Source organism: Thioalkalivibrio denitrificans, from assembly GCF_002000365.1.
Lineage (GTDB): Bacteria > Pseudomonadota > Gammaproteobacteria > Ectothiorhodospirales > Ectothiorhodospiraceae > Thioalkalivibrio_A > Thioalkalivibrio_A denitrificans.
In genome coordinates this window covers 1-20,401 of record NZ_MVBK01000020.1, presented here as the reverse complement: position 1 = coordinate 20,401, position 20,401 = coordinate 1, and the positions used below count along the sequence as shown (strand labels likewise).

General features: G+C 64.0%; 15 protein-coding genes. 12 read left to right on the top strand and 3 right to left on the bottom strand.

The genetic code is table 11. From position 1 onward, the window contains the following. The 4 genes from prsT to B1C78_RS03650 all read left to right on the top strand — a co-directional run bounded on the left by prsT (position 1) and on the right by B1C78_RS03650 (position 5,203). The gene (gene prsT / locus B1C78_RS03665; RefSeq protein WP_175628231.1) at positions 1–2,811 is read left to right on the top strand and encodes an XrtA/PEP-CTERM system TPR-repeat protein PrsT; all 2,811 of its coding nucleotides are present in this window, start codon (positions 1–3) and stop codon (positions 2,809–2,811) included. Between the two features lie 207 nt (positions 2,812–3,018). Further along, a complete protein-coding gene (locus B1C78_RS03660; protein WP_077277792.1) occupies positions 3,019–3,954 on the top strand; it encodes a PEP-CTERM sorting domain-containing protein in 936 nt (311 codons plus the stop codon). An 84-nt stretch (positions 3,955–4,038) separates the two neighbouring features. Next, entirely contained in the window at positions 4,039–4,278 is a 240-nt protein-coding gene (locus B1C78_RS17325; RefSeq protein ID WP_139349791.1) for a hypothetical protein, read from the top strand. A 196-nt stretch (positions 4,279–4,474) separates the two neighbouring features. Beyond that, the gene (locus B1C78_RS03650) at positions 4,475–5,203 is read left to right on the top strand and encodes a methyltransferase domain-containing protein (protein WP_077277790.1); all 729 of its coding nucleotides are present in this window, start codon (positions 4,475–4,477) and stop codon (positions 5,201–5,203) included. 267 nt (positions 5,204–5,470) lie between these two features. Here B1C78_RS03650 and B1C78_RS03645 read toward each other — a convergent pair whose 3' ends face one another. The 3 genes from B1C78_RS03645 to B1C78_RS03635 form a co-directional block, all read right to left on the bottom strand. Beyond that, entirely contained in the window at positions 5,471–6,343 is an 873-nt protein-coding gene (locus B1C78_RS03645; protein WP_077277789.1) for a ThiF family adenylyltransferase, read from the bottom strand. Positions 6,344–6,385: 42 nt separating this feature from the next. Beyond that, entirely contained in the window at positions 6,386–7,165 is a 780-nt protein-coding gene (locus B1C78_RS03640) for a PEP-CTERM/exosortase system-associated acyltransferase (RefSeq protein ID WP_175628230.1), read from the bottom strand. Between the two features lie 757 nt (positions 7,166–7,922). After that, on the bottom strand, positions 7,923–8,699 hold the full coding sequence (locus tag B1C78_RS03635; protein ID WP_175628229.1) for a PEP-CTERM/exosortase system-associated acyltransferase: 777 nt from the start codon (positions 8,697–8,699) through the stop codon (positions 7,923–7,925). 293 nt (positions 8,700–8,992) lie between these two features. Between B1C78_RS03635 and B1C78_RS03630 the strand changes: the two genes are divergently transcribed. The 8 genes from B1C78_RS03630 to B1C78_RS03595 all read left to right on the top strand — a co-directional run bounded on the left by B1C78_RS03630 (position 8,993) and on the right by B1C78_RS03595 (position 20,365). Further along, the gene (locus B1C78_RS03630) at positions 8,993–9,709 is read left to right on the top strand and encodes a PEP-CTERM/exosortase system-associated acyltransferase (RefSeq protein ID WP_175628228.1); all 717 of its coding nucleotides are present in this window, start codon (positions 8,993–8,995) and stop codon (positions 9,707–9,709) included. A gap of 247 nt (positions 9,710–9,956) precedes the next feature. Continuing rightward, the gene (locus B1C78_RS03625) at positions 9,957–10,775 is read left to right on the top strand and encodes an outer membrane lipoprotein-sorting protein (RefSeq protein ID WP_077277786.1); all 819 of its coding nucleotides are present in this window, start codon (positions 9,957–9,959) and stop codon (positions 10,773–10,775) included. 59 nt (positions 10,776–10,834) lie between these two features. Further along, the gene (locus tag B1C78_RS03620; protein ID WP_175628227.1) at positions 10,835–12,901 is read left to right on the top strand and encodes an SPOR domain-containing protein; all 2,067 of its coding nucleotides are present in this window, start codon (positions 10,835–10,837) and stop codon (positions 12,899–12,901) included. Continuing rightward, the gene (locus B1C78_RS03615) at positions 12,901–15,171 is read left to right on the top strand and encodes an efflux RND transporter permease subunit (protein ID WP_077277784.1); all 2,271 of its coding nucleotides are present in this window, start codon (positions 12,901–12,903) and stop codon (positions 15,169–15,171) included. Before B1C78_RS03620 ends, B1C78_RS03615 begins: the two co-directional genes overlap by 1 nt. 533 nt (positions 15,172–15,704) lie before the next feature. Then, the gene (locus tag B1C78_RS03610; protein WP_077277783.1) at positions 15,705–16,364 is read left to right on the top strand and encodes an XrtA/PEP-CTERM system exopolysaccharide export protein; all 660 of its coding nucleotides are present in this window, start codon (positions 15,705–15,707) and stop codon (positions 16,362–16,364) included. 69 nt (positions 16,365–16,433) lie between these two features. Further along, positions 16,434–18,005, top strand: a complete 1,572-nt coding sequence (locus tag B1C78_RS03605) for an XrtA system polysaccharide chain length determinant (RefSeq protein ID WP_077277782.1) — start codon at positions 16,434–16,436, stop codon at positions 18,003–18,005. 24 nt (positions 18,006–18,029) lie between these two features. Beyond that, a complete protein-coding gene (locus tag B1C78_RS03600) occupies positions 18,030–18,932 on the top strand; it encodes an XrtA-associated tyrosine autokinase (RefSeq protein WP_077277781.1) in 903 nt (300 codons plus the stop codon). Continuing rightward, a complete protein-coding gene (locus B1C78_RS03595) occupies positions 18,929–20,365 on the top strand; it encodes a TIGR03016 family PEP-CTERM system-associated outer membrane protein (RefSeq protein WP_077277780.1) in 1,437 nt (478 codons plus the stop codon). Before B1C78_RS03600 ends, B1C78_RS03595 begins: the two co-directional genes overlap by 4 nt. Positions 20,366–20,401 lie beyond the last annotated feature (36 nt).

The following is a 20,401-nucleotide window of genomic DNA, read 5'->3' as shown; positions in this document are numbered from 1 at the left end:
ATGGCCGAGAGATTGAACCGGCATTTCAAGCACACAGCCCGTGGCCTTCTGGTCGCCGGCCTGGCGATATTTTCCCTCACGGCCGGCTGTGGCCAGACCAGCATGACCGAGGAGCAGCACTTGGAGCGCGGGATCGAGTTCCGCGAACAGGGCAACCTGCGTGCCAGCGTGATCGAACTCAAGAACGCACTTCAGAAGAATCCGTCCAGTCAGGAAGGGCGCTGGCAACTGGGGCTGACTTACCTGGAAATGGAGGATGGTACTCAGGCGGAGGACGAGATCCTTCGTGCCCGGGAATTGGGCATGGACAAGGAGCGCACTTCCGTGGCCCTGGCGCGTGCACGTGTACTGCAGGGTCGATACGACGAGGCCCTGGCAGACCTGGGTGATGGCACGGAAGCGTCGGATCGTGTTTCCGTGGCTCAGGCCCACCTGGTGCGCGGACTAGCCTTGTTGGGTGATGGCCAGGGCGACGCGGCTGTCGATTCATTCAAGGCTGCTCTGGAACAGGTGCCGGACCTTGCCGAGGCCATGGTGGGCATGGCCTGGGCCAGTCAAATGGCCGGCGACAGCGGCCTTGCCCACGAGTGGGTGCAAAGAGCGTTGGCCGAAGACCCCCGGTCGCCCGAGGCCTTACGTACATTGGCCGACCTGGCCGTGGCCGATGGGGAACCGGACAGGGCGGAAGCGGCCTACGGAGACGCGATTCGTCATGCTCGAAACCCGTTCGAGCTTCATTTCCGTCGTGCGATGGTGCGTGTGCAACTTGACGATCTGGAAGGGGCGGAACGGGATCTTGCCGCAATGCGCAATATGGCGACGAACCACCCCATGACCCTTCACCTCAGTGGCTTCCTCCATTCCCGTCATGGACGGTACTCGGACGCGCAGGCGGATTTCGAGTCCGTATTGAGCCGCAGTCCCGACCATCAGCCATCCATCTATATGCTGGCGGCTGCCCATTACGCACAGGAGCACTGGAACCAGGCGGAAAACCATCTCAGAAGGTTGCTGCGGGACAACCCCGGGTCGGCCAACGCAGTGATTCTGCTGGCGCGAACCCACGTGCGTCAGGAGCGTGTAGGTGATGCCATCAGGGTCCTGGAGCAGGGCATGAGGGCCGCAGGATCGCCCGACCCTGCCATGAGCGAACTGCTTAGCGCACTCTACTTTGAGCAGGGGCAGACCGAGCAGGGGCTCCAGGTGCTTGAGACGGCCTTGACAGCAAGGCCTGATGAAGCCGCCCTGCACGAGATGCGGGGCATGGCACTGATGCGTACGGGTGATCGGGATGCCGGGCTGGCCGCCTTGCGCCAGGCGTCCGCCGTGGGAGAGCGCCCCGGACGGGCCGAGTCCGCGGTGATCCTGAGTCACCTCCAGGCGCGGGAGTATCAGCAGGCTCTGGAGGCCGCGCTGCAGTTCCGGGGACGCCACCCTGAAGATCCGGAGAGCCACAACCTGCTTGGGGCGGCTCTGTTGGGGCTTGACCGTCTGGATGAAGCCCGCGAGGCGTTTGGCGAGGCCATGCGCCTGGATCCTGGCAATGCTTCGGCCGCCATGAATCTGGGTAGCATGGAAATGCGTCTGGGTCGCGTGGACGAGGCGCGCCAGGCCTTTGAGGCCATCCAGCGGCGGGACCCGGGCCATCCCTTCTCCGCGCAGCAGCTGGCGACCCTGGAGATGCAAGCCGGTGAACCGGCTGCCGCCCAGAGGTGGTTGCGACGCGCCGTGGAAACCCATCCCCAGATCCTGGAGCCCGCCCTGATGCTGGCCCACATCCAGCTGACCACGGGGCAGCCGGAGGAGGCACTGAAGACCCTGGGGAATGCGCTGGAGCAGCATCCGGAACGCCTGCAGGCCTATTACGCAATGGCCGACACACTGTTCGCGCAGCGGCGGCTGAATGACGCGATCCAGGTAATGCAGCGTGCCGAGACCGTAGCGCCCGGGTCAGCGGATGTGCAGTTCCGTCTTGCCGAGCTGCGCGAATTTGACGGGGACCTGGAGGCTGCCCTGGACCGTTTGACTCGTGCCCTCGAACTGGACCCCGGGCATTACCGGGCCCGTGCCCGAATGACGTTCCTGCTGGCCCAGCGGGGTGACACGGACCGCGCCCGTGAGCATCTGGAGGCCCTTCAACAGCACCACCCGGGGCGATCCAATACTCTGGCGCTTCAGGGTTGGTTTGCCCTTCGGGAAGGCCGGGTGGCCGAGGCGGTGCAGGCGTATCGCCAGGCACTGGATCAGACCCCCCGTCGGGCATGGGTGCTGGAACTGGCCCAGGCGCAACAGGCGGCCGGTGATCGCAGGGCGGCGGCACAAACGCTTACGGAGTGGCTCGAGCGGTTGCCGGAGGATGTCCAGGTCCGCCATGCGCTGGCCACACACCAGATGGCACTGGGGGATGAGGCTGAGGCCATTGCGTCGTACGAGCGCATTCTGGCGCGCAACGAGCAGGACCCCGTGGCGCTGAATAACCTGGCCTGGCTGCTCAGGGAGAGCGACAACGCCCGTGCCCTGAATCTGGCGGAACGGGCACGCGCCCAGTCCCCCGAGAACCCGGGGATCCTGGATACGCTGGGTGTCGTGATTTTTTACAGTGGTGACCTGGAGCGTTCCGCCCGGATTCTGCGTCAGGTGGCGGAAAGGTCCCCGGATTGGCCGGATGTTCACTACCACCTGGCCCGTACACTGCACGCCCAGGGAGACCGCGCCGGGGCTCGGGCGGCGCTGGAGCGAGCGCTGGCCATCGGAACGCCCTTTGCCGAACGAAGTCAGGCCGAGAAGCTGTTAAGGGAGTTGGATTCCTGAAGGGCGCGATGGGGGGTGTCGATAAGTCTTACGGTATCCGGATGGGAGCCATCGGCGTTCGTTTCAAGGACATCGGCGCCAGAGAAAAAAAATATCGCAAAAACAATTAAATAAAGATTTTTTCGGGTCGATGATCTGATTATGGCACGGTCACTGCATATAAGAAATCGAACGCAGTTAATCTCATGGTGAGACAGGAGCCGGATCATGATTAAGAAACTTGTGGTAGCAGCGGCATTGGGGACGTTGATGTCCACTGGTACCGCCTTTGGGTCGGCGTTCCAGATCAACGTCGGTTACGACGCGACCGGGGACGGATCGACGCTGACCGGTGTGATTGAGGAACTGGGCTACACGGGTACCCGGGCCACGTCCATCTACTTGGGTGATCCCTCAGTTGCCGGCACCCAGATCATCGACACGAATATCGATTCCGTGATGGATTCCTACGGGTTCTCGGCGGGTTCCCATACCACGGTCGGTGGTACCACCGTCAGCTTCAATTACCCGCTGGACCCGCAGCAGAAGAACATCTCTGCCCTGAACTTTCTGGGCGCTGGAGAGGGGAACGGCTTCACGGATGGAGTCATCGTACCGTACGGGGCGACGGCACCGAATGATGGGGTGTTCTGGGGCATTACCTACGACTACAACATCCAGGGCCAGATCACGGCGACCGGACTGGAATTCACATCCGGGTCGTTCGATGTGTATTTTGAGAACGGCACCGACCGAATCCAGGTGCTCCGTCTGGACGTCACCGGCTCCCAGCTGGATCCGGCCAACCTGTACCTCACTGGGCCGATCAGCTATGACTTCGCCGGGGCAGATGATGCGTTCGTCCAGAACTTCTTCGTGGACGTGGCGAGCGGGATGACGTTCTATGAGCTGTGGGCGGCCGGTGAGGACACCAAGCTCGGGATCAACTGGATCCTTGACACCAACATCGATCCGCCGATTCCCACCTTGGATCAGCTGGTTGCATTCACCTATGATGACGATCAGACCGCGTTGTTCCGTCAGACCAATCTTGACGGCAGCGTGACCTTCCAGGTGGTTCCGGAACCGATGATGTTGACGCTGTTTGGTGCCGGTCTGCTGGCCCTGGGCTTCGCCGCCCGCCGCCGGCGCAACCAGACCTGAGTCTGCACATCGTAATAGCAGTCAGGAAAGCCGCGGCCCATAGGGCCGCGGCTTTTTTGCTGGTGGATTGCCGGAATCCTGACATTGGATTCCATCGAAGGAAGCCTGGCCTGGCGTAACAACGTCTCTTGCGAATGCTTCGTGTCTTTGCGCGAGACCATGCTTTTTCGCTTCGGAGCCACCCCGAGCCGAATTACCTTGGCACTCGCATTCCCGCAAGCGGCACGTCCGTATTCAGACATTTTTGCGTACTTCGTGCTCTTAGTGTCCTTCGTGGTTAATCAGATCTTGTTCTGGCCAGTTGCCGCCGGGCAAACGCGCTGATCATCCTCTGCGGGACGTTGGCTGGACTCAGTTCTTGCATGCTGCGCCCGCGCGTTCTGCTGGCTTTGTACCCGATGAACGGAGGATTCCTGTCGGCCAGGCGGTCAAAGATGCGGCACAGCAGCCACGCAAGCTGGTATATGTTTGGCGGGGTCCACTGGACCACCGGGGGCATTGGAATCAGGGAGACGGTGCCATGGATAGCGATCCGTATCAGGAAATGCTCGATGATCCGAGTCTGCCGTTTGAGGTGCGCTGGCGCCTGATCAGCGAGATTGACGGCACCAACCAGCGCTTCGGGGTCTACAAGAAGCTGTTGGCAGACTGGGATCAGTGGATGGCGGCACAGCCGTTATCGCGCGAGGAGACGGTGTCGGTGTTCGAGGTGGGCTCCGGATCAGGCGGATTGTCCCGGGAGATCAGAAACTGGGGGCAACGGCGCGGACTGAATCTGGACATGCACCTCTACGATGCCCAGGAGGATGTGCTCCAGGAAAGCTTGAAACAGTTCGACGATGACGCCCGGCCTGCCATCCATGTGGCCACGGACGCTCACCTGGAGGCCTTTCCGGACCGGTCCTTTGATTACGTGATTTCACTGCACGTGATCCACCACATTCGTCCGTTTGAGGCGGCTGCGTCCGCCATGGAGCAGATGCTGCGTATCTCCAGGATCGGGGTGTTCGTCGTGGACTTCGAAAACAAGCCTTGGGCGGTGCCCTTTGCACAGGTCTGGAACCGGTTGCACCGCGTCTCGCCCGACCTCTCATCCGACGGCATCAAGAGTCTGAAGCGCGCCTACTCTCCCATCGAACTGATGAATGTCGTGTCGAGTACCGAGGCGGCAAGAGATTTCAGTCTGGACCTCAAGCGCTATTTCTTCGTGCCCTACTGGCGCTTGTGTGCCATGCGCCAGGTACCTTGAATTGCTCTGTTTGAACCACGAAGAACACGAAGTATTGAAAATGCTTGAGCAGAAACGTGCCGCTGGCGGGAACGTGAGTGCCATGGCATTTCGGCTCACGGTGGCTCCGAAACGGAAAAGAATGGGCTCTCGCAAAGGCGCGAAGCACGCCAAGAATCCCAAAGGATTAACTTTATAAAACCAAATGTTCTCTTAGCGTGCTTCGCGGCTTTGCGAGAGGCATGATTTTTCATTCTTTGAGCTTCGTGTTCTTCGTGTCCTTCGTGGTTAATCAGATTTCTTCCTGGCCAGCTGCCGACGGGCAAACGCGATGAGCAGCCGCTGCAGTGGGTTGGCGTTGCCGCCGGGGCGCCAGGTGTGGGAGAGCTTCCGGCGGTAGGCGTCGAAATGCATTCCCCAGGGCGCCGTCCGAACGCGCCCGCGGCCCAGCAGGATCTTGAGTGCCTCGGTGGCAGCCACGCCCGCGCAAAGGTCGCAGGCCATCGGGGTGGATGGGCCGCGCCGATTGGCGAAGTCCACCGATCCCGGATCCACCAGGTAGGTCCGCTGCAGCAGGGCGGGCGACAGGCCCACCATGAATCGCAGCAACTGCTCCTGCGGGGGCTGTCCCTCCAGCCTGAAATATTCCTCGAAGCTCATGGAACCGGGCAGGAAGACCAGCAGGGCCACGCCCATGCCCAGTGGAGCGGCGGTGATTGCCGGTATGCCGTGGGCGTGACAATAGGCGAAGACGGCCCGGCGCATGTCCACGGCAAAGAAGTCGAGCCCGTCCACATAGAGATCCACGTCCGCGAAGAACGCCGCCATGTTCTCCGGGGTCACGCCGTCATCGAAACGCTGCACCTCCAGTTCCGGATTGATATCCAGGGCCATGCCGGCGAGCACGTCCGTCTTTGATCGGCCCAGGTTGGCCATGGAGGCCCCGGCCTGGCGGTTGAAGTTGGCAGGTTCGAAATGGTCGAAGTCGGCGATGTTGAAGGCCCCCACGCCGAGCCTCGTGAGTGTGAGCAGGTGGCTGCCGCCCACACCGCCCAGTCCGGCGATGGCGATGCGCTTTTGCCGCAGGTGCTGCTGTTCTTCCCGGGTGACCCAGCCGACGTTGCGGGAGAAGGCCTCGAGGTAGTCGAACGGGCGCGTCATCCGAAGGTTGGATCCGGGTGAGTCTGCATGAGGCTGCGCCGGTCAGGGGGCGTTGCAGGAGCGTTCCGACCCGGCCGGGTGACGGCCCTCCAGGTCTTCCGTGATAGCGTCCAGCAGTTCCCGGATCTCGGGCCTGAGATGCTCGAACAGCGCGCGTCGGCTGATGTAGAAGGGGCCCCGCTGGCCGTGGTATTCGACGATCTCGCCGGCCTGGCGAAAGACGATGCCGTAGCGGCGCATGTGCCGGGCCAGGCGCGGCTCCATCATGACGAACACGCCGGAGAGTCCCTGCAGCAGTCCCATGGCGGCGGCCGCCAGGTACAGGCCGAGGGCGATATGCGGGATGATGCGGCGCTGCTCCGCGCTGTACTCGACGGGATCCTCGGAAGCGACGCCGTGGGGAACCGCCTGCTCGCCCGAGCGGCGCCGGAACTGGCCGCGCACCGCCAGTCGCGAAATCTCACCGAACGAATTGCGGGGCAGCCGGGCCGGGTCGATGATGTTTCGCCGCAGGCTTTGGCCGCCGAAGCGTTCGAAGGGGAACAGCTCCCTGGGTTCGCTGCCCGTGTCCTGAATCAGGCGTACACAGCCGGCGTACGTGCCCGAGGGCCGGTGGCGCAGCAGCACGTGCCGGGCACGCCGGTCGTACTCGTCGTGCTCCATGCCATCCGGGAAGCGCGCTGGGTCCTCGTACCCCATCTCCGTGCAGTACACCTCGTAGCGGATGCGAAAGACGGCCTCGCGCAGTTCCTCGCTGTCAGCGCGGATCACCTCAAAATAACGGCGAAATTGCGCGGAGAGTCCGGCCTCGGATCGTTTCATGGTCTGGATCATCCTTAGGGCACTCCGCGTGTGGCATCCATGGTGATCTAGCCCGAATACTGCGCCAAGGATTGCGAATGATGGTGGTCTCTGTGCCTGTGTTGCGCCGTCGCCTTGCAGGAGAAGCACACCTGTAGGTCGCCCTTCAGGGCGACAGTCGCGGCTAGGTCAGGCACCGCTTGTCGGGCTGAAGCCCGACCTACAGGTAAGCGAGACAGGCCCAGAGGCCGCAAGCATCGCGATAGGCCGGCGGCGATGTGCGGACTGTCACCGCAGATTCTCATCTAGGTACGCCAACTCATTTCAGCCATTCAGAAGGTCACAGAAAGCCGCCGGCCGCCTTGGTGCAATGTCCGGGCTTGGCCCCATACGTATCATATAGGGTGGTTGCATAGGCTGCACAAGTGGAATCCACCGCGTACGTCCGGGCAGCGGGGGCGTTGGTCGGAGAGTACGCCGATTCCACAGCGCATCGGGCGGGATGGGGGTGTTTCGCGCCCGCCGTCGAAGTGGCGGCCACGGGCCGCCCTATGAGCGATGAAGGGGAAGCGTAGCCATAGGGCGGGTCGTGCCCGCCGCGAACCGCCATGGTCAGAGTGGCTCAGCCTTCGGCCCGGGGGCGGCCCTCCTGCATCACCGTAGCAGCGGCGCCCCCGCTGCGAACATGCCCTTGCCTGATGGTACTGCCGAATTTCGGAATTGCGCTTCGCTTATCCGCCCTGCGTCTCTCAGCTTGCCAGTGAACACCCTGGTGGATTCACCCCACACTGGCGCCCGTGCGTACTGGCCGCAATTCCGAGCTGACGACTTCCAGCAGGGCCCGCATACGCGGTTTGAGGTGTGTGAGCAGATCCTCACGACGAATGCGAAACGGGCCGCGCTGGCCGTGATAATCGACGATGTCGCCCACCTGCTCGAACAGGATACCGTAACGGCGCAGATGTCGGGCGAGGCGCGGCTCCATCATGACGAAGGCCTGCGAGAGCCCCTGCTGCAGGGCCATGGCGGCCCCGGCGAGATACAGGGTGGGCGCGATAAACGGAAACAGGCGTCCGTGGGTCTCAAGTACCTCTTGGTGCCGTTTGCGCGCGGCGTGGTCCATGGTGCCGCTGGGCACGTAGTGCTCGCCGATGCGCCGCCGGTAATCTCCACATACCGCCAGTCGTGAAATCTCGCCCACGGCGATGGAGTTCAGGCGCGCCGCTTCGGCGAGCTCGGTACGCAGATTTGGGTTGCAGAAGCGCTCGAACGGGAAGCGGGCACGCGGGTCATCGGGGTCCGGCAGGATCAGCCGTACGCACCCCACGTAGTCATTGCTGGGGCGGTGCAGCAGCAGGGAGTGAGAGGCGTGGCCATCATAGGCGTCCCGCTCCAGGCCGTCCGGATGATCCGCTGCATTCTCGAACCCCAATTCCTGGCAATACACCTGGTACCGGATGCGCAATGCCTGCCGCACCAGCGCCGGCGTGGAGGCTGGAACCACGCGAAAATACTGATGAAACTGCCTGATGAGCCGGTCTGTCCCTGTCAACATGCGCCACGTCTCTGTCGCTTGCCCGCGGCCATCTGCCGGGGCCTGCACGATGCCTTGTGCACCCGAAACTCCCATATATGACGGGTCCCGGTCCGGCACAAGCACCTGCTCCACGGGAGGGGGGGTTCGGCCGACCGGCGGCACCTCGTGCGGCACTGTCTTGCGGATGTGTGAGCGCGGTCCGGCCAAACTGTGACAGGCTGCCGTGCCGGTATTCCGGGGCTGTGTTTGAATACGCTCCAGGTGCAGTTGCGCCATCACCGATTCAGTACAAGAAGAGGGCTACAGCGCGCATGCTTGACGAGCACTTCGAGGTCGTGTTCGCCGACACGGAGTCAGCACGAAGCATCCACTACCGGATGCGCTATCAAATCTACTGTCTGGAGCGGGGCTACGAGGATCCCGACGCATTCCCTCACGGGGAAGAATGCGACGAGTGGGATGATCATTCCGCGCATTTCCTCGTTCGACACCGTTCCACCGGTGAGTGGCTGGCCACCATGCGGCTCGTCCTGCCCCGGGCCGGTCGCCTGCCCGTGGTGGGTCACTGCGAGATCCCGGACAGCGTGAATGCCCGGGCCCCGGTGGATCATGCAGGGGAAATCTCCCGTCTGTGCATCTGGCCCGCCACTCGACGATTGGCCGGGGCGAACAGCGGAACGAGTTCCGAACTGCTGACAGCGTTGCTGCGCGCGGCCCTGGACTACAGTCAGAAGCTGGGCTTGCGGTACTGGTATTTCCTGATCTCTCCGGGGCTCGCCCGTATGGTGCGGCGCCTGTGCGTCTCGCTGACGCCGGCCGGCGAGGCCTGCCAGTTGAGCGGCACGCGGTTTCCCTATGTGGTTGATCTGGAAAGCACCCTGCGTCATGCATCCGAAACATTTGTGCGACGGCTCGAGCGCATGCCCCCGTATCGCCCGCATTCCCGCCTGTCCGGCAAGCGTACGGCGAAGCTGGGTGTTGCTGACCCGGGGCAGGGTGAACAACTCCCGTTGCCCCTCGCTGTCTGACCCCGGCAGCGCAAATCCTGTCCCTATGTCATCCTGCCCCCGTCGTGGAGGTTGCCCACGCGTTCCCGGAGTTTCTGTTTTTTTTGACAGGCCGTCGGGTCCCAGTGGACGTTCGGTAGAATTCCGTACACAATCAACGCCATTGTGATGCATCCTTAACCGAATTCCTCATGGATGGGGCGGTGTTCGTGGTTGCAGGGCCAGACCGCCTTCACCGTTCACCCCGCAAACGGGAGGCACAGTGAATATGCGCAAGGCACATGCCCTGTTGTCGTGGCTGGTCGCGGTCTGCGCCGTGTTCACGTTCGTTCCGCCGGCTCTCGCCGAGGACGGCGCCGGCAAGCGCCTCGCCCAGCAGGTCTACAACCGCCCCGACGGCGATGACATGACCACGCGCGGCACCATGGTGCTTGAGGAACAGGGCCGATCACCGCGTGTCCGCCAGATGATCACCTACCGCCTCGACGTGGGTTATGGCGAGGTCTGGACGCTGATCCGTTTCACCTCGCCGTCGGACATTGCCGATACCGGTCTTCTCACCCTGGATCATGCCGACGGCTCCTCGGACCAGTGGCTGTATCTTCCGGCCCTGGATCGCTCCCGCCGGATTCCTTCTGCGCGCAAGGGCGGGCGGTTTGTGGGCTCCGACATCTTTTTCGAGGACCTGCAGGACCGCAAGGTGGATATGGACCATCACCGTATCCTGGGCGACGAGGAAATCTTCGGTGTGCCCACGCGCATCCTGGAGAGTGTGCCCGTTGATCCGGGTAATTCCACGTACGGCCGGCGTGTCAGCTGGGTCCATGAGCAGAGTCTCCTGCCGCTGCGTATCGATTTCTATGCGCCCGGCCGGGACGATGCGCCGGTGAAACGCATGGAGGTGCATCGTCTCGAGCAGGTGCAGGGGTTCTGGACGGTCATGGACAGTACGTTCACCGATCTGGGCAGCGGTCACAGCACGCGTGTGGTCGTGGACGAGGCACTCTATGATCGGAGACTGCCCCAGTCCCTGTTTACCAGCCAGTCGCTGGAGGACCCGGCGCGCGAGCGTGTGCATCGACCATGACGCCGTTCACGGAGAGTCCGGCCCAAGAATCCCACCACTCTGCACCTGCGGTTGCCACCGTGTTGCTGTGCCTGCTTCTGTTGCTTATCGGCAGCGCGGCTCTGGCCGATGCACCCTCGCGTCTCGTATCCGAGCCTTTCCCCGGACTGCTGGCCGCCGTCGAAGCCGCGCGCGCCGTGGACCACAAGCTGGACCGGGTCGGTATCGTCCGCGACCGTGAAGCCAATGCCTATCGGGTGGTGTTCGAGGAATCCTCGGATCCGGCCGACATCCTGAACGCACAGCGCATCGCCGGGCAGGCTGGTCTCAGGGTGCAGGTCGTGTCCGTGGATCCGTCGCTGCCTCCGCCCATGCCGGTGGCCTATGTGACCGTGAGTACTTTCACCGATCCCGAAGAGGCCGTGGGGGAGGCGGCGCAGGCGCGCAACCGCGGCGAGCTGGCCGACGTGGAGCCGGTCCGGCAGGACATCGGCTTGACCAGCGTGCAGCTCACCGGGTACACGAATCGGGCGAATGCCCGGCGTGTCGCACGCAACCTTGAGGCCGAGGGCATCGAGGCCGTGATCTTCTCGCCCGCACATGAGCGAGACTACGTGGTGGCGGCCGGGGCCTTCCGGGACGACCGGCGCGCCCGGGAACAGACACGCCGGTTGCAGGTGCTGGGTTATACCAATGTCAGCCTGGTGCCCCTGCGCGGCCAGGTGGAACGCTACGAGGTGGTGGTGGTCAGCGGCGACGTGCCGCCCGGGTTCGATCCGGCCCCGGGGGTGATCACCCTGCGGCGTCCGCCGCCTCCGCCGGGCGAAGGCGTGCTCGTTCTGGGTGAACGCCGGGACCCGGTGGCGGCCTTTGCCACACCGGCGCAGCCGGATCGTACCGCACGCATCGGCCTGGACGAAGTGCGTGCGGAAGCGGGTGTGCTGACCGACGATTCGGCCCGGGCCGACGGCAGCCATTACCTGCACGCCGGTATCGTCGCCGAATGGCCGTTCAATGACCGCTGGAGCGGCCGTCTGGCCGCACGCGTAGACAGCTACATTCAGACCGGCGACGACGATTTCACGCGCACGATACTGGACTACGGCGAAAGCTTCGTGCGCTACCGCGCACCGCAACGTCGTGTGACGCTGGGCGCGCAAACCGTGCTCTGGGGGCGCATGGATGACCACGCCCCCACCGACCGCCTGAGTGTCCAGGACGTGCGCCGCTTCATGCTGGATGACCTGCAGGACCGGCGCCGGGCGGTGTTCGCTGCACGCTGGGAGGAGTTCATCGGCGAGTACAAGATGGATTTCATGGTGATCCCGGTGTTCAGGCCTGCGGAAGTCCCCAGACACGACAACATCTGGTCGCCGGTGGATCGGTCACGCGGCCGGATCATCGGCATGCCCGACGATCCGCTTCTGTCCCCCCTGATCAGCGAGGGTCGGTTCGCGGAGGACGATGACGGCTTCGGCGGCTGGGGCATCCGTCTGAGCCGGGCGGGGCGGGGCTTCGATTACGCCGTGACGCTGCAGCATGCCCGTCACTCGCTGCCCTACTACGAGTTGGACCGGGACGTGCGTGCGGCCCTGCTCGCAGACCCCAACGACATTGGCGGTGCCCTGGCCGCATCCTCCGACACCTTCATCGCCCGCCACCCCCGCACCTGGGTCGTGGGGGGTGACCTGGGCTTCAGCGTGGGTCGTTCCACTTTGCGTTTCGAGGCGGCCTGGCTCAGCGACCATCCGGCCACTACGGAGGACCTGCGCTACCTCGAGGTGGAGGCCTTCGATTGGGCCGCCGGCGTCGAGTTCTTCCCGGGTGACGCGGACCTGCGCGTGAACGTGCAGGTGGGCGGACTGCATTTGATGACCTCCGAGGATCTGCTGGATCGCGAGAACGTGTACACGCTGTTCGGCGATGCCGAGAACACCTTCGCGCGTGATCGCTGGCGGGCGCGCCTGCGATACTCCCTGGGCATCGATCGGCACGATGTCTATCTCAATCCGGAACTGGCCTTCATCGCCTGGGAGCCGCACGAAATCTATCTGGGTTATCACCACTTCGATGGTGCCCGGGATACCCTGGGCGGATTCCATCGTGATCATGATCTGATTACCCTGGGCTGGAGAGCGCGTTATTAATGCGCCTTTCCCTATCGGCACCCGTTGCGCTCGTGCTGCTGCTCGCCCTGGCCACCCTTCCGGGCGGCCTCCTTCTCAAGCTCGAGCTCAATAACGCCCCTGAAATCTACTTTCCTCTCGCTTCCCCGGCCGTACAGTTCGAAAGCGCATTGCGTGAGGAATTCCCCCTGGACGAAGTCCTGGTGGTCCTGCTGGAGGGGGACGACCTGTTCGACGATGTGTCCCTGGCCGCCATGGAGCAGGTGGTGCGCACGCTCCAGGCGCATCCCCGGGTGGATCGGGTGCTGGCCTTGTCCACGCTGGATCATATACGCGGCACGGCGGACGGCTTCACCGTAGAACCGTTGCTGGATACCAGCGCTGCGGCGCAACTTGATTCGGAACAGCGCCGCGCGCGGGTGTTGTCCGACCGGTTTGCCCCGGGTCTGCTGGTGTCTCGCGATGCCGGTGCCGTGGCCCTGGTGGTGCGCCCAGTCGAGCTTGAGGAAAGTCTGCAACGCCTGGACATCCAGCGTGCCACCCTGAATGCCATTGCCGAGACGCCCCTGCACGAGTACGTGTCGGCCGTGGGTGGCCAGATCGCGCTGGACGTGGCGCAGCTGCGCGCCATGATTCGCGACAGCGCCATGTTCATTCCCCTGACCACGGGTCTGGGGCTTGCGCTGATCGGCTGGATGTTTCGCCGCTGGATGGCGGTGCTGACCGCCGGTCTGGTGATCGGTGCCGTGGTCAGCAGCAGTGTCGGCCTGCTGATTCTTGCGGGCAGGCCTTACACGCTCATCTCCGCGATCCTTCCGCCGCTCATGGCGGCGTTGTCCGTGGCGCTGCTGATTCACTGGTTCAATGCCCTTGCCCTTGCGGCTCACCGCGGCCTGACGGGTCAGGCGCGCGTCAATCGGGCGTTGCTCGAAGTGCGCCGCCCGGCGATCTTTACGGCGCTGACCACCAGCGCAGGGCTTGCATCGCTCAGTCTGAGCCCCATTCGACCCATCGAGGCCTTCGGCCTGGTGGCGGCGGCAGGCGCCCTGCTGCTGGCGGCGGTGGTGCTGCTGTTGCTGCCGCCCATCTTCGCCCGGTGGGATCGCAGTGACTGGGCGGTGCACAATGGCGGTATCCGCCGGCTGGACAGGGGGGTGCGTGCCCTGCGGGACCTGGGTATGCGCCGCCCGCTGTGGGTGCTCGGTATCACGGGCCTGATCCTGGTGCTTGGCGTTCCGCAGATTGCCCGCGTGCAGACCGAGACCGACCTGTTCCGCTTCTTCAAGCAGGCGCATCCCATCACGCAGTCCAACGAACGCATCCGGGACCGGTTGAGCGGCGTCACCACGCTGGAGGTGGTGTTCGACGGCCCCGGCCGTGACAGCCTGCAGGAGCCGGCCCGGCTCGAGCTTATCCGGGATTACCAGCGCTGGACGGATACATTGCCCGAGGTGGATCGCAGCACCTCCATGGCTGAACTGATCGAGGAGATGCACTGGGCCTTTCATGACGAGGATCCGGATTACCGGGCTCTCCCGGACGATGCGGCCCTGATTGCCCAGTACCTGTTCATTTACGACGGCATCGACCTCCATGAGGTGGTCAACCGGGAATTCGATCGCACCCGGCTGATGCTCAATCTCAATGTGCATGGTGCACGGGAAATCAACAGGGTCATCGCGCTGCTGGAGGGCGAGGCGGCGGCCAGGGACCTGCAGGACATGTCCGTGACCGTAGGGGGTTTCGGCCGCCTGTTCGGCGACCAGGAAACCCTGCTGATCCAGGGTCAGGTGCGGGGGCTTGCGGGCGCGGTGGTGCTCATCTTCCTGCTCATGGCCCTGCAGTGGCGCTCAGCGTCCGCGTCGGCGGTCTGCATGATTCCCAACCTGGCCCCCATCGTCGTGATCTTCAGCATCATGGGCCTGCTGGGTATCTGGCTGGACATGGCCACGGCGATGATCGCCAGCGTCGCCGTGGGCATTGCGGTGGACGACACCATTCATGTTTATCACGGTTACCGCCGACGGGTGAAGGCGGGGTTGTCGCCCGTGTGGGCGCTGGCGCGCACTTACCAGCAGGCGGGCAGGGCGGTGACCGCCACGACGCTGGTGCTGTGCGGCCAGTTCCTCCTGCTCTCCACATCGCAGTTCGTGCCCACCATCGAGTTCGGCGTGCTGACGGCCGTGGGCCTGGTGACGGCCCTGCTCTTTGACCTGCTCTTCCTACCCGCGCTGCTCATCGTGTTGGCGCGGCGGCGCTCCATGGGTGGCGGCACGTTGCGGCAGACCTAGCCAGACATAGGGCGGATAAGCGAAGCGCATCCGCCATGCCAGAGCTTGGAGTGCCGGATGCGGCTGCGCCTTATCCGGCCTACGAACTGCTTATCGTGTCGGCGTGAGGGCTCCTGCGATGGGGATCGTGGTGAGGCATGCGGTGCGGGGGTGCCCATTGATCCGGTCGATCCTGCCCTCTGCACTCCACGTCAAACGCGGTTCCCACTGGTATTCCGTGCCGAGATTCTGTCATTATCCGATCTTGCTTTGCGTGCTTCGCGCCTTTGCGAGAGACCGTTTTCTTTTATGAGGTGCCTTCAGCGGCGAATCCCTTTGCAAACACGTATATACGATTTGCCTCCCGGCCCTTGACGTATGGCCGGACAGGTCTAGAATGTGAACTACGTCACTTTTCAGGGGTTGGAGTCCGACAGGCTCCTGGGATATTCGGGGATTACCTGGGGTTCACCGGTCGTCGGGCCGGCGGACGCTGCCCATTATGGTTTCTGACCCCACCGGATGCGGCATGCGCATCCGGTGGGGTTGACGTCATGCGACATGGAGGAACAGCTGTGAATGCCATCTCTTCTGCCGGCGGGCGCCTGTCCGCAGTACGGTTCCTGATACTGGCCGCCGCACTCGCGCTCGTCGGATGCGGGACTACCGCCAGTCACCCGCCGTTACCCTCCACGTCGCTGGAACACGGACCCGACTACCTGATCGGCCCGGGGGACAACGTCAACATCTTCGTCTGGCGGCAGCCGGAGCTTTCCGCCACCGTGCCCGTGCGCCCCGACGGCAAGATCACCACGCCGCTGATCGAGGACGTGCCGGCCAGCGGCAAGACGCCCACGCAGCTCGCCCGGGATATGGAAGAGGTGCTCACCACCTACATCCGTGATCCCGTGGTCACCGTGATCGTCACCGGTTTCGTTGGTCCCTACAGTCAGCAGGTGCGTGTCGTGGGCCAGGCCGTCAATCCCCAGGCTATTCCCTACAGGGAACACATGACCGCCCTGGACGTGATGATCGCGGTGGGCGGGTTGACGGACTTCGCCGCCGGCAATCGCGCCACCATCGTGCGCGAGGTGGACGGTCAGCCGCGCCAGTACAGCGTGCGGCTGAACGACCTGATCAAGCGCGGCGACATCAATGCCAACGTGCCCGTGATGCCCGGGGATACGCTGATCATTCCCGAGACCTGGTTCTGATCGGGAATCGGGAACATACAGGGATGAACCGGATCCGGGAGGGATCGGGAATGAAGCGAGTAATGTGGTATGAGTGAGATATTTGCCCAGATCCTGGCGTACATACGCGGGACGTGGCGCTACCGCTGGCTGGCGCTGACCGTTGCCTGGATCGTCTGCATTGCCGGCTGGATGTACGTCTCGCAGTTGCCGGACCAATACCGCGCGTCCGCGCGGGTTCACGTGGACACCGACTCCATGCTGCGGCCCCTGCTGCGCGGCCTGGCCGTGGACACCAACATCACCCAGCGGGTCAATCTCATGACCCGCACCCTGCTCACGCGGCCCAACCTTGAGCAGGTGGCGCGCATGACCGACATGCATCTGGAGGCCGGCACCGAGGCCCAGATGGATGCGGTCATCAACCGCCTGCGCAGCGGCATCAGCATCCAGGGCACGGACCGCGAGAACCTCTACACACTCTCCTACCGGGACCGAAACCCGCAACGCGCCCACGCGGTGGTGCAGGCCCTGCAGACCATCTTCGTGGAAACCGCGCTGGGCGATACGCGGGTGGACAGCGATCTGGCGCAGCGCTTCATCGAGCAGCAGATCCAGGAGTACGAGCAGCGCCTGGAGGCCGCGGAACAGCGACTGGCGAACTTCCGCCGTGAGAACGTGGGGTTGCTGCCCGGCGAGCGCGGCGATTACTACCAGCGGCTGCAGCGTGCCCAGAACGAACTGGAGGAAGCGCAGTTCCGGCTGCGCGAGGCCCGGAACCGCCGCGACGAGGTGCGCCGTCAGCTGGCCGGCGAGGAGCCCACCTTCGGCATCATGGGCGGCGGACGCTCGCAGCCCGCTACCTCGGCGCTCGACAGCCGTATCGAAAACCTGCAGACGCGTCTCGACGAGATGTTGCTCACCTATACCGAACGGCATCCGGACGTGAATGCCCTGCGGCGCACCATCGAGGACCTGGAGGCGCAGAAGGCCGAGGAGCTGGCGCTGCTGGCGGAGAGCGGCGGCGGTATGGCACCCGAAGCCGGGTTGCAGACCAATCCCGTCTACCAGCAGATGCGCATGGCCCTGTCCAATGCCGAGGTGGAGGTGTCCTCCCTGCAGGTGCGCGTGCAGCGCCACCAGGAGGAGGTTGAGCAGCTGCAGCGCATGGTCGATACCATCCCCCAGATCGAGGCGGAATTGAAGCGCCTGGACCGGGATTACAACGTCAACCGGGAAAACTACGAGCAGCTCCTGCGCCGGCGTGAGGCGGCGACGATCTCCCAGAGTGTCGAGGATCGCGGCGACCAGGTGCAGTTCCGGGTCGTGGAACCCGCCCGGGTGCCTACGTCGCCGTCCGCCCCGAACCGGCCGGCCCTGTTCGCCGGTGTGCTCTTCCTTGGTCTGGGTGCCGGTGCGGGTCTCGCCTTCCTGGTCGCCCAGCTGCGGCCGGTGTTCGATGACCGCAAGCTGCTCAATGCCATCACGGGTTTCCCGGTGCTCGGCACCGTATCCCTGGTCAGGGATGCGCGCATGCGACTGAAACAACGGTTTGAGATGGTCTCCTTCGCGTCCGTGACAGGCGGCCTGCTGGCGGCCTACGGGTTGGTCACGATGTTGGGAGGAATCCACCTGCAGGCGGTCCAGCGCCTGCTGGGATGACAACGGACGACGGAGAAGCAGGACATGAGTCTGATCGAAAAGGCGGTTGAGCGGCTCGGCGACATGCAGAAGGAGAAGCAGCCGGAGGCGCCGCCGGAACAGGCGCCGCAGGCGCGTGCCAATCATGCTGAACCGGCGCCCGAAGCCAAAGGGTACGAAGCGCCCGCACCAGCGCCTGCGGACCATGTGCACATCGATCTGGCCGCGCTCCGCTCCAGGGGGTTCGTCACGGCGGACGGCGAGCGCACACGCACGGCCGAGGAGTTTCGTGTCATCAAGCGGCCATTGCTCGAGAACATTTTCGGCCGCGGTGCCGCCCTGGTGGATCACGGCAACCTGATCATGGTCACCAGTGCCCACTCCGGCGAGGGCAAGACCTGGACGGCCATCAACCTGGCCATCAGTATCGCCATGGAGATGGACAAGACGGTGCTGCTGGTGGATGCGGACGTAGGCCGCGCGCGGGTTCACGAGGTGCTCGGCACGCCCCTGGGCCCCGGCCTGATCGATCTGCTCACGGACGACAACATGGACGTCAGTGACGTCATCCTGCGCACCAGCGTGGACAAGCTGCGCGTCATCCCCATGGGCCGCTACCACCCGCATTCCAACGAGCTGCTGGCCAGCGCCGAGATGCAGCGCCTGACCGAGGAACTGGCCAACCGCTATCCCGACCGGGTGGTGATCTTCGATTCGCCACCGCTGCTCATGACCAGCGAGGCCGTGGTGCTGGCGGGCCTGATGGGCCAGATCGTGTTCGTGATCGAATCGGCGCGCACGTCCCAGACCCGCGTCAAGGATGCCCTTGGCCTGCTGGATCCCAACAAGCCCATCGGGCTGGTGCTGAACAAGACCCAACGGGCACTGGGCACCGACTATTACGGTTATGGGTCCTACGGCTACGGGTATCACGGAAAGGCTTCATGAGCGTGCGCCGCCGAGCCCTGCCACTGGCGGTGTCCTGTGCCCTGTCCATGGCGTGGGCGGTGCCCGTCATGGGAGACGATCCGCCGGACCGCTGGGATTTCTCGCCGCGGGTCAGCATCAGCCAGATCTATACGGACAACGTGGGCCGCGCCTCTCCGGGCAATGAGCGCGACGACCTCATCACGGAACTCAACACGGGGATCACCGCTAGCCGCCAGGGTGCGCGAGCGCGGGCGCGGCTCGGCTACAACCTGCGCAGCCAGGCCTACTGGGACGAAGACTCACGCAACAGGACAACGCACCAGTTCTCCGGCGACGGCCGTGTGGACCTCCTCCCGGAGCGGTTCTTCGTCGATGGCGCTGCCACCTACCGTCAGCGCACCACCTCACTCACTGATCTGGTGGCCGACAACCTGACGGACGACGACCAGCTCACGGATGTGTTCACCTTGAGTGTGGCCCCCACGTTCGTTCATCGTTTCGGCAGCGCCGCTACCGCGCAGGCGACCTACGGCTACGATCGAGTCGATTACATTGATTCCTCGGTGCAGAGCCTGAGCAGCGAGACCAACCGCGTAGCCGCCAGTCTCAACAGCGGTCCCGCCTTTACTCGGGTGGGTTGGGGGCTCAGCTTCCAGCGCACCGAGACCGACTATGACGACGGCTCCTCCGTGACCTTCCAGATCGCCGAAGCGCTGGTGCGGCTCAACGTCACCCGGCGATTCAGCGTATTCGCCGCCGGCGGCGAAGAGGACAACGATTTCGAGCAGGATCCGACCCGTGCCCGCCCCGACGACACCTTCTGGCGCGCGGGCGCCACCTGGCAGGGTGCACGCACCTCCATGGAGGCCTTCTACGGCGAGCGCTTCTTCGGCAAGACCTACGGCGGCAGCTTCGATCACCGCTTCCGCAACAGCCGGTTCTCCATGTCGTATACGGAATCGCCCACCACGCTGAACCGGGTGGAGTTTGATGAGATGTTGCTCGTCGTGTTTGATGAATTCGGTGAGGTGGTGGACATCATCCCGGTGCTGGTGCCGAATCTTGAATCCGGCGTCTACCTGCAGCGGCGTTTCACCGCCGGGTTCACCGGGAGCCGTCGCAAGACCGACTGGGGTATCCGCGTGTTCGACGAACAGCGGGAGTTCGAGGTCACCGACGAGCGCGAGCGCATCCAGGGTATCTCCGGCAACGTGGGTTGGCTCATGGCGCCGCGCACCCGCCTGCTGCTCAACGCGAGCGTCCAGGAGCGCAGCTTTAACATAGATGACCGGGACGACATCTACTACATATTCGGCATAGGTGCCTCACGCGAGATCACCGCCAACACCAGCGCCAGCGTAAATTACCAGTATCTCGAACGCGATTCCGACGCCGCTGGGGCCGACTACACGGAGAACCGGCTGACTGCGACGTTCAGGGCGAGTTTCTAACGGATAATGGCGGGCGGTTTCCGTCGGCCTGAGGGA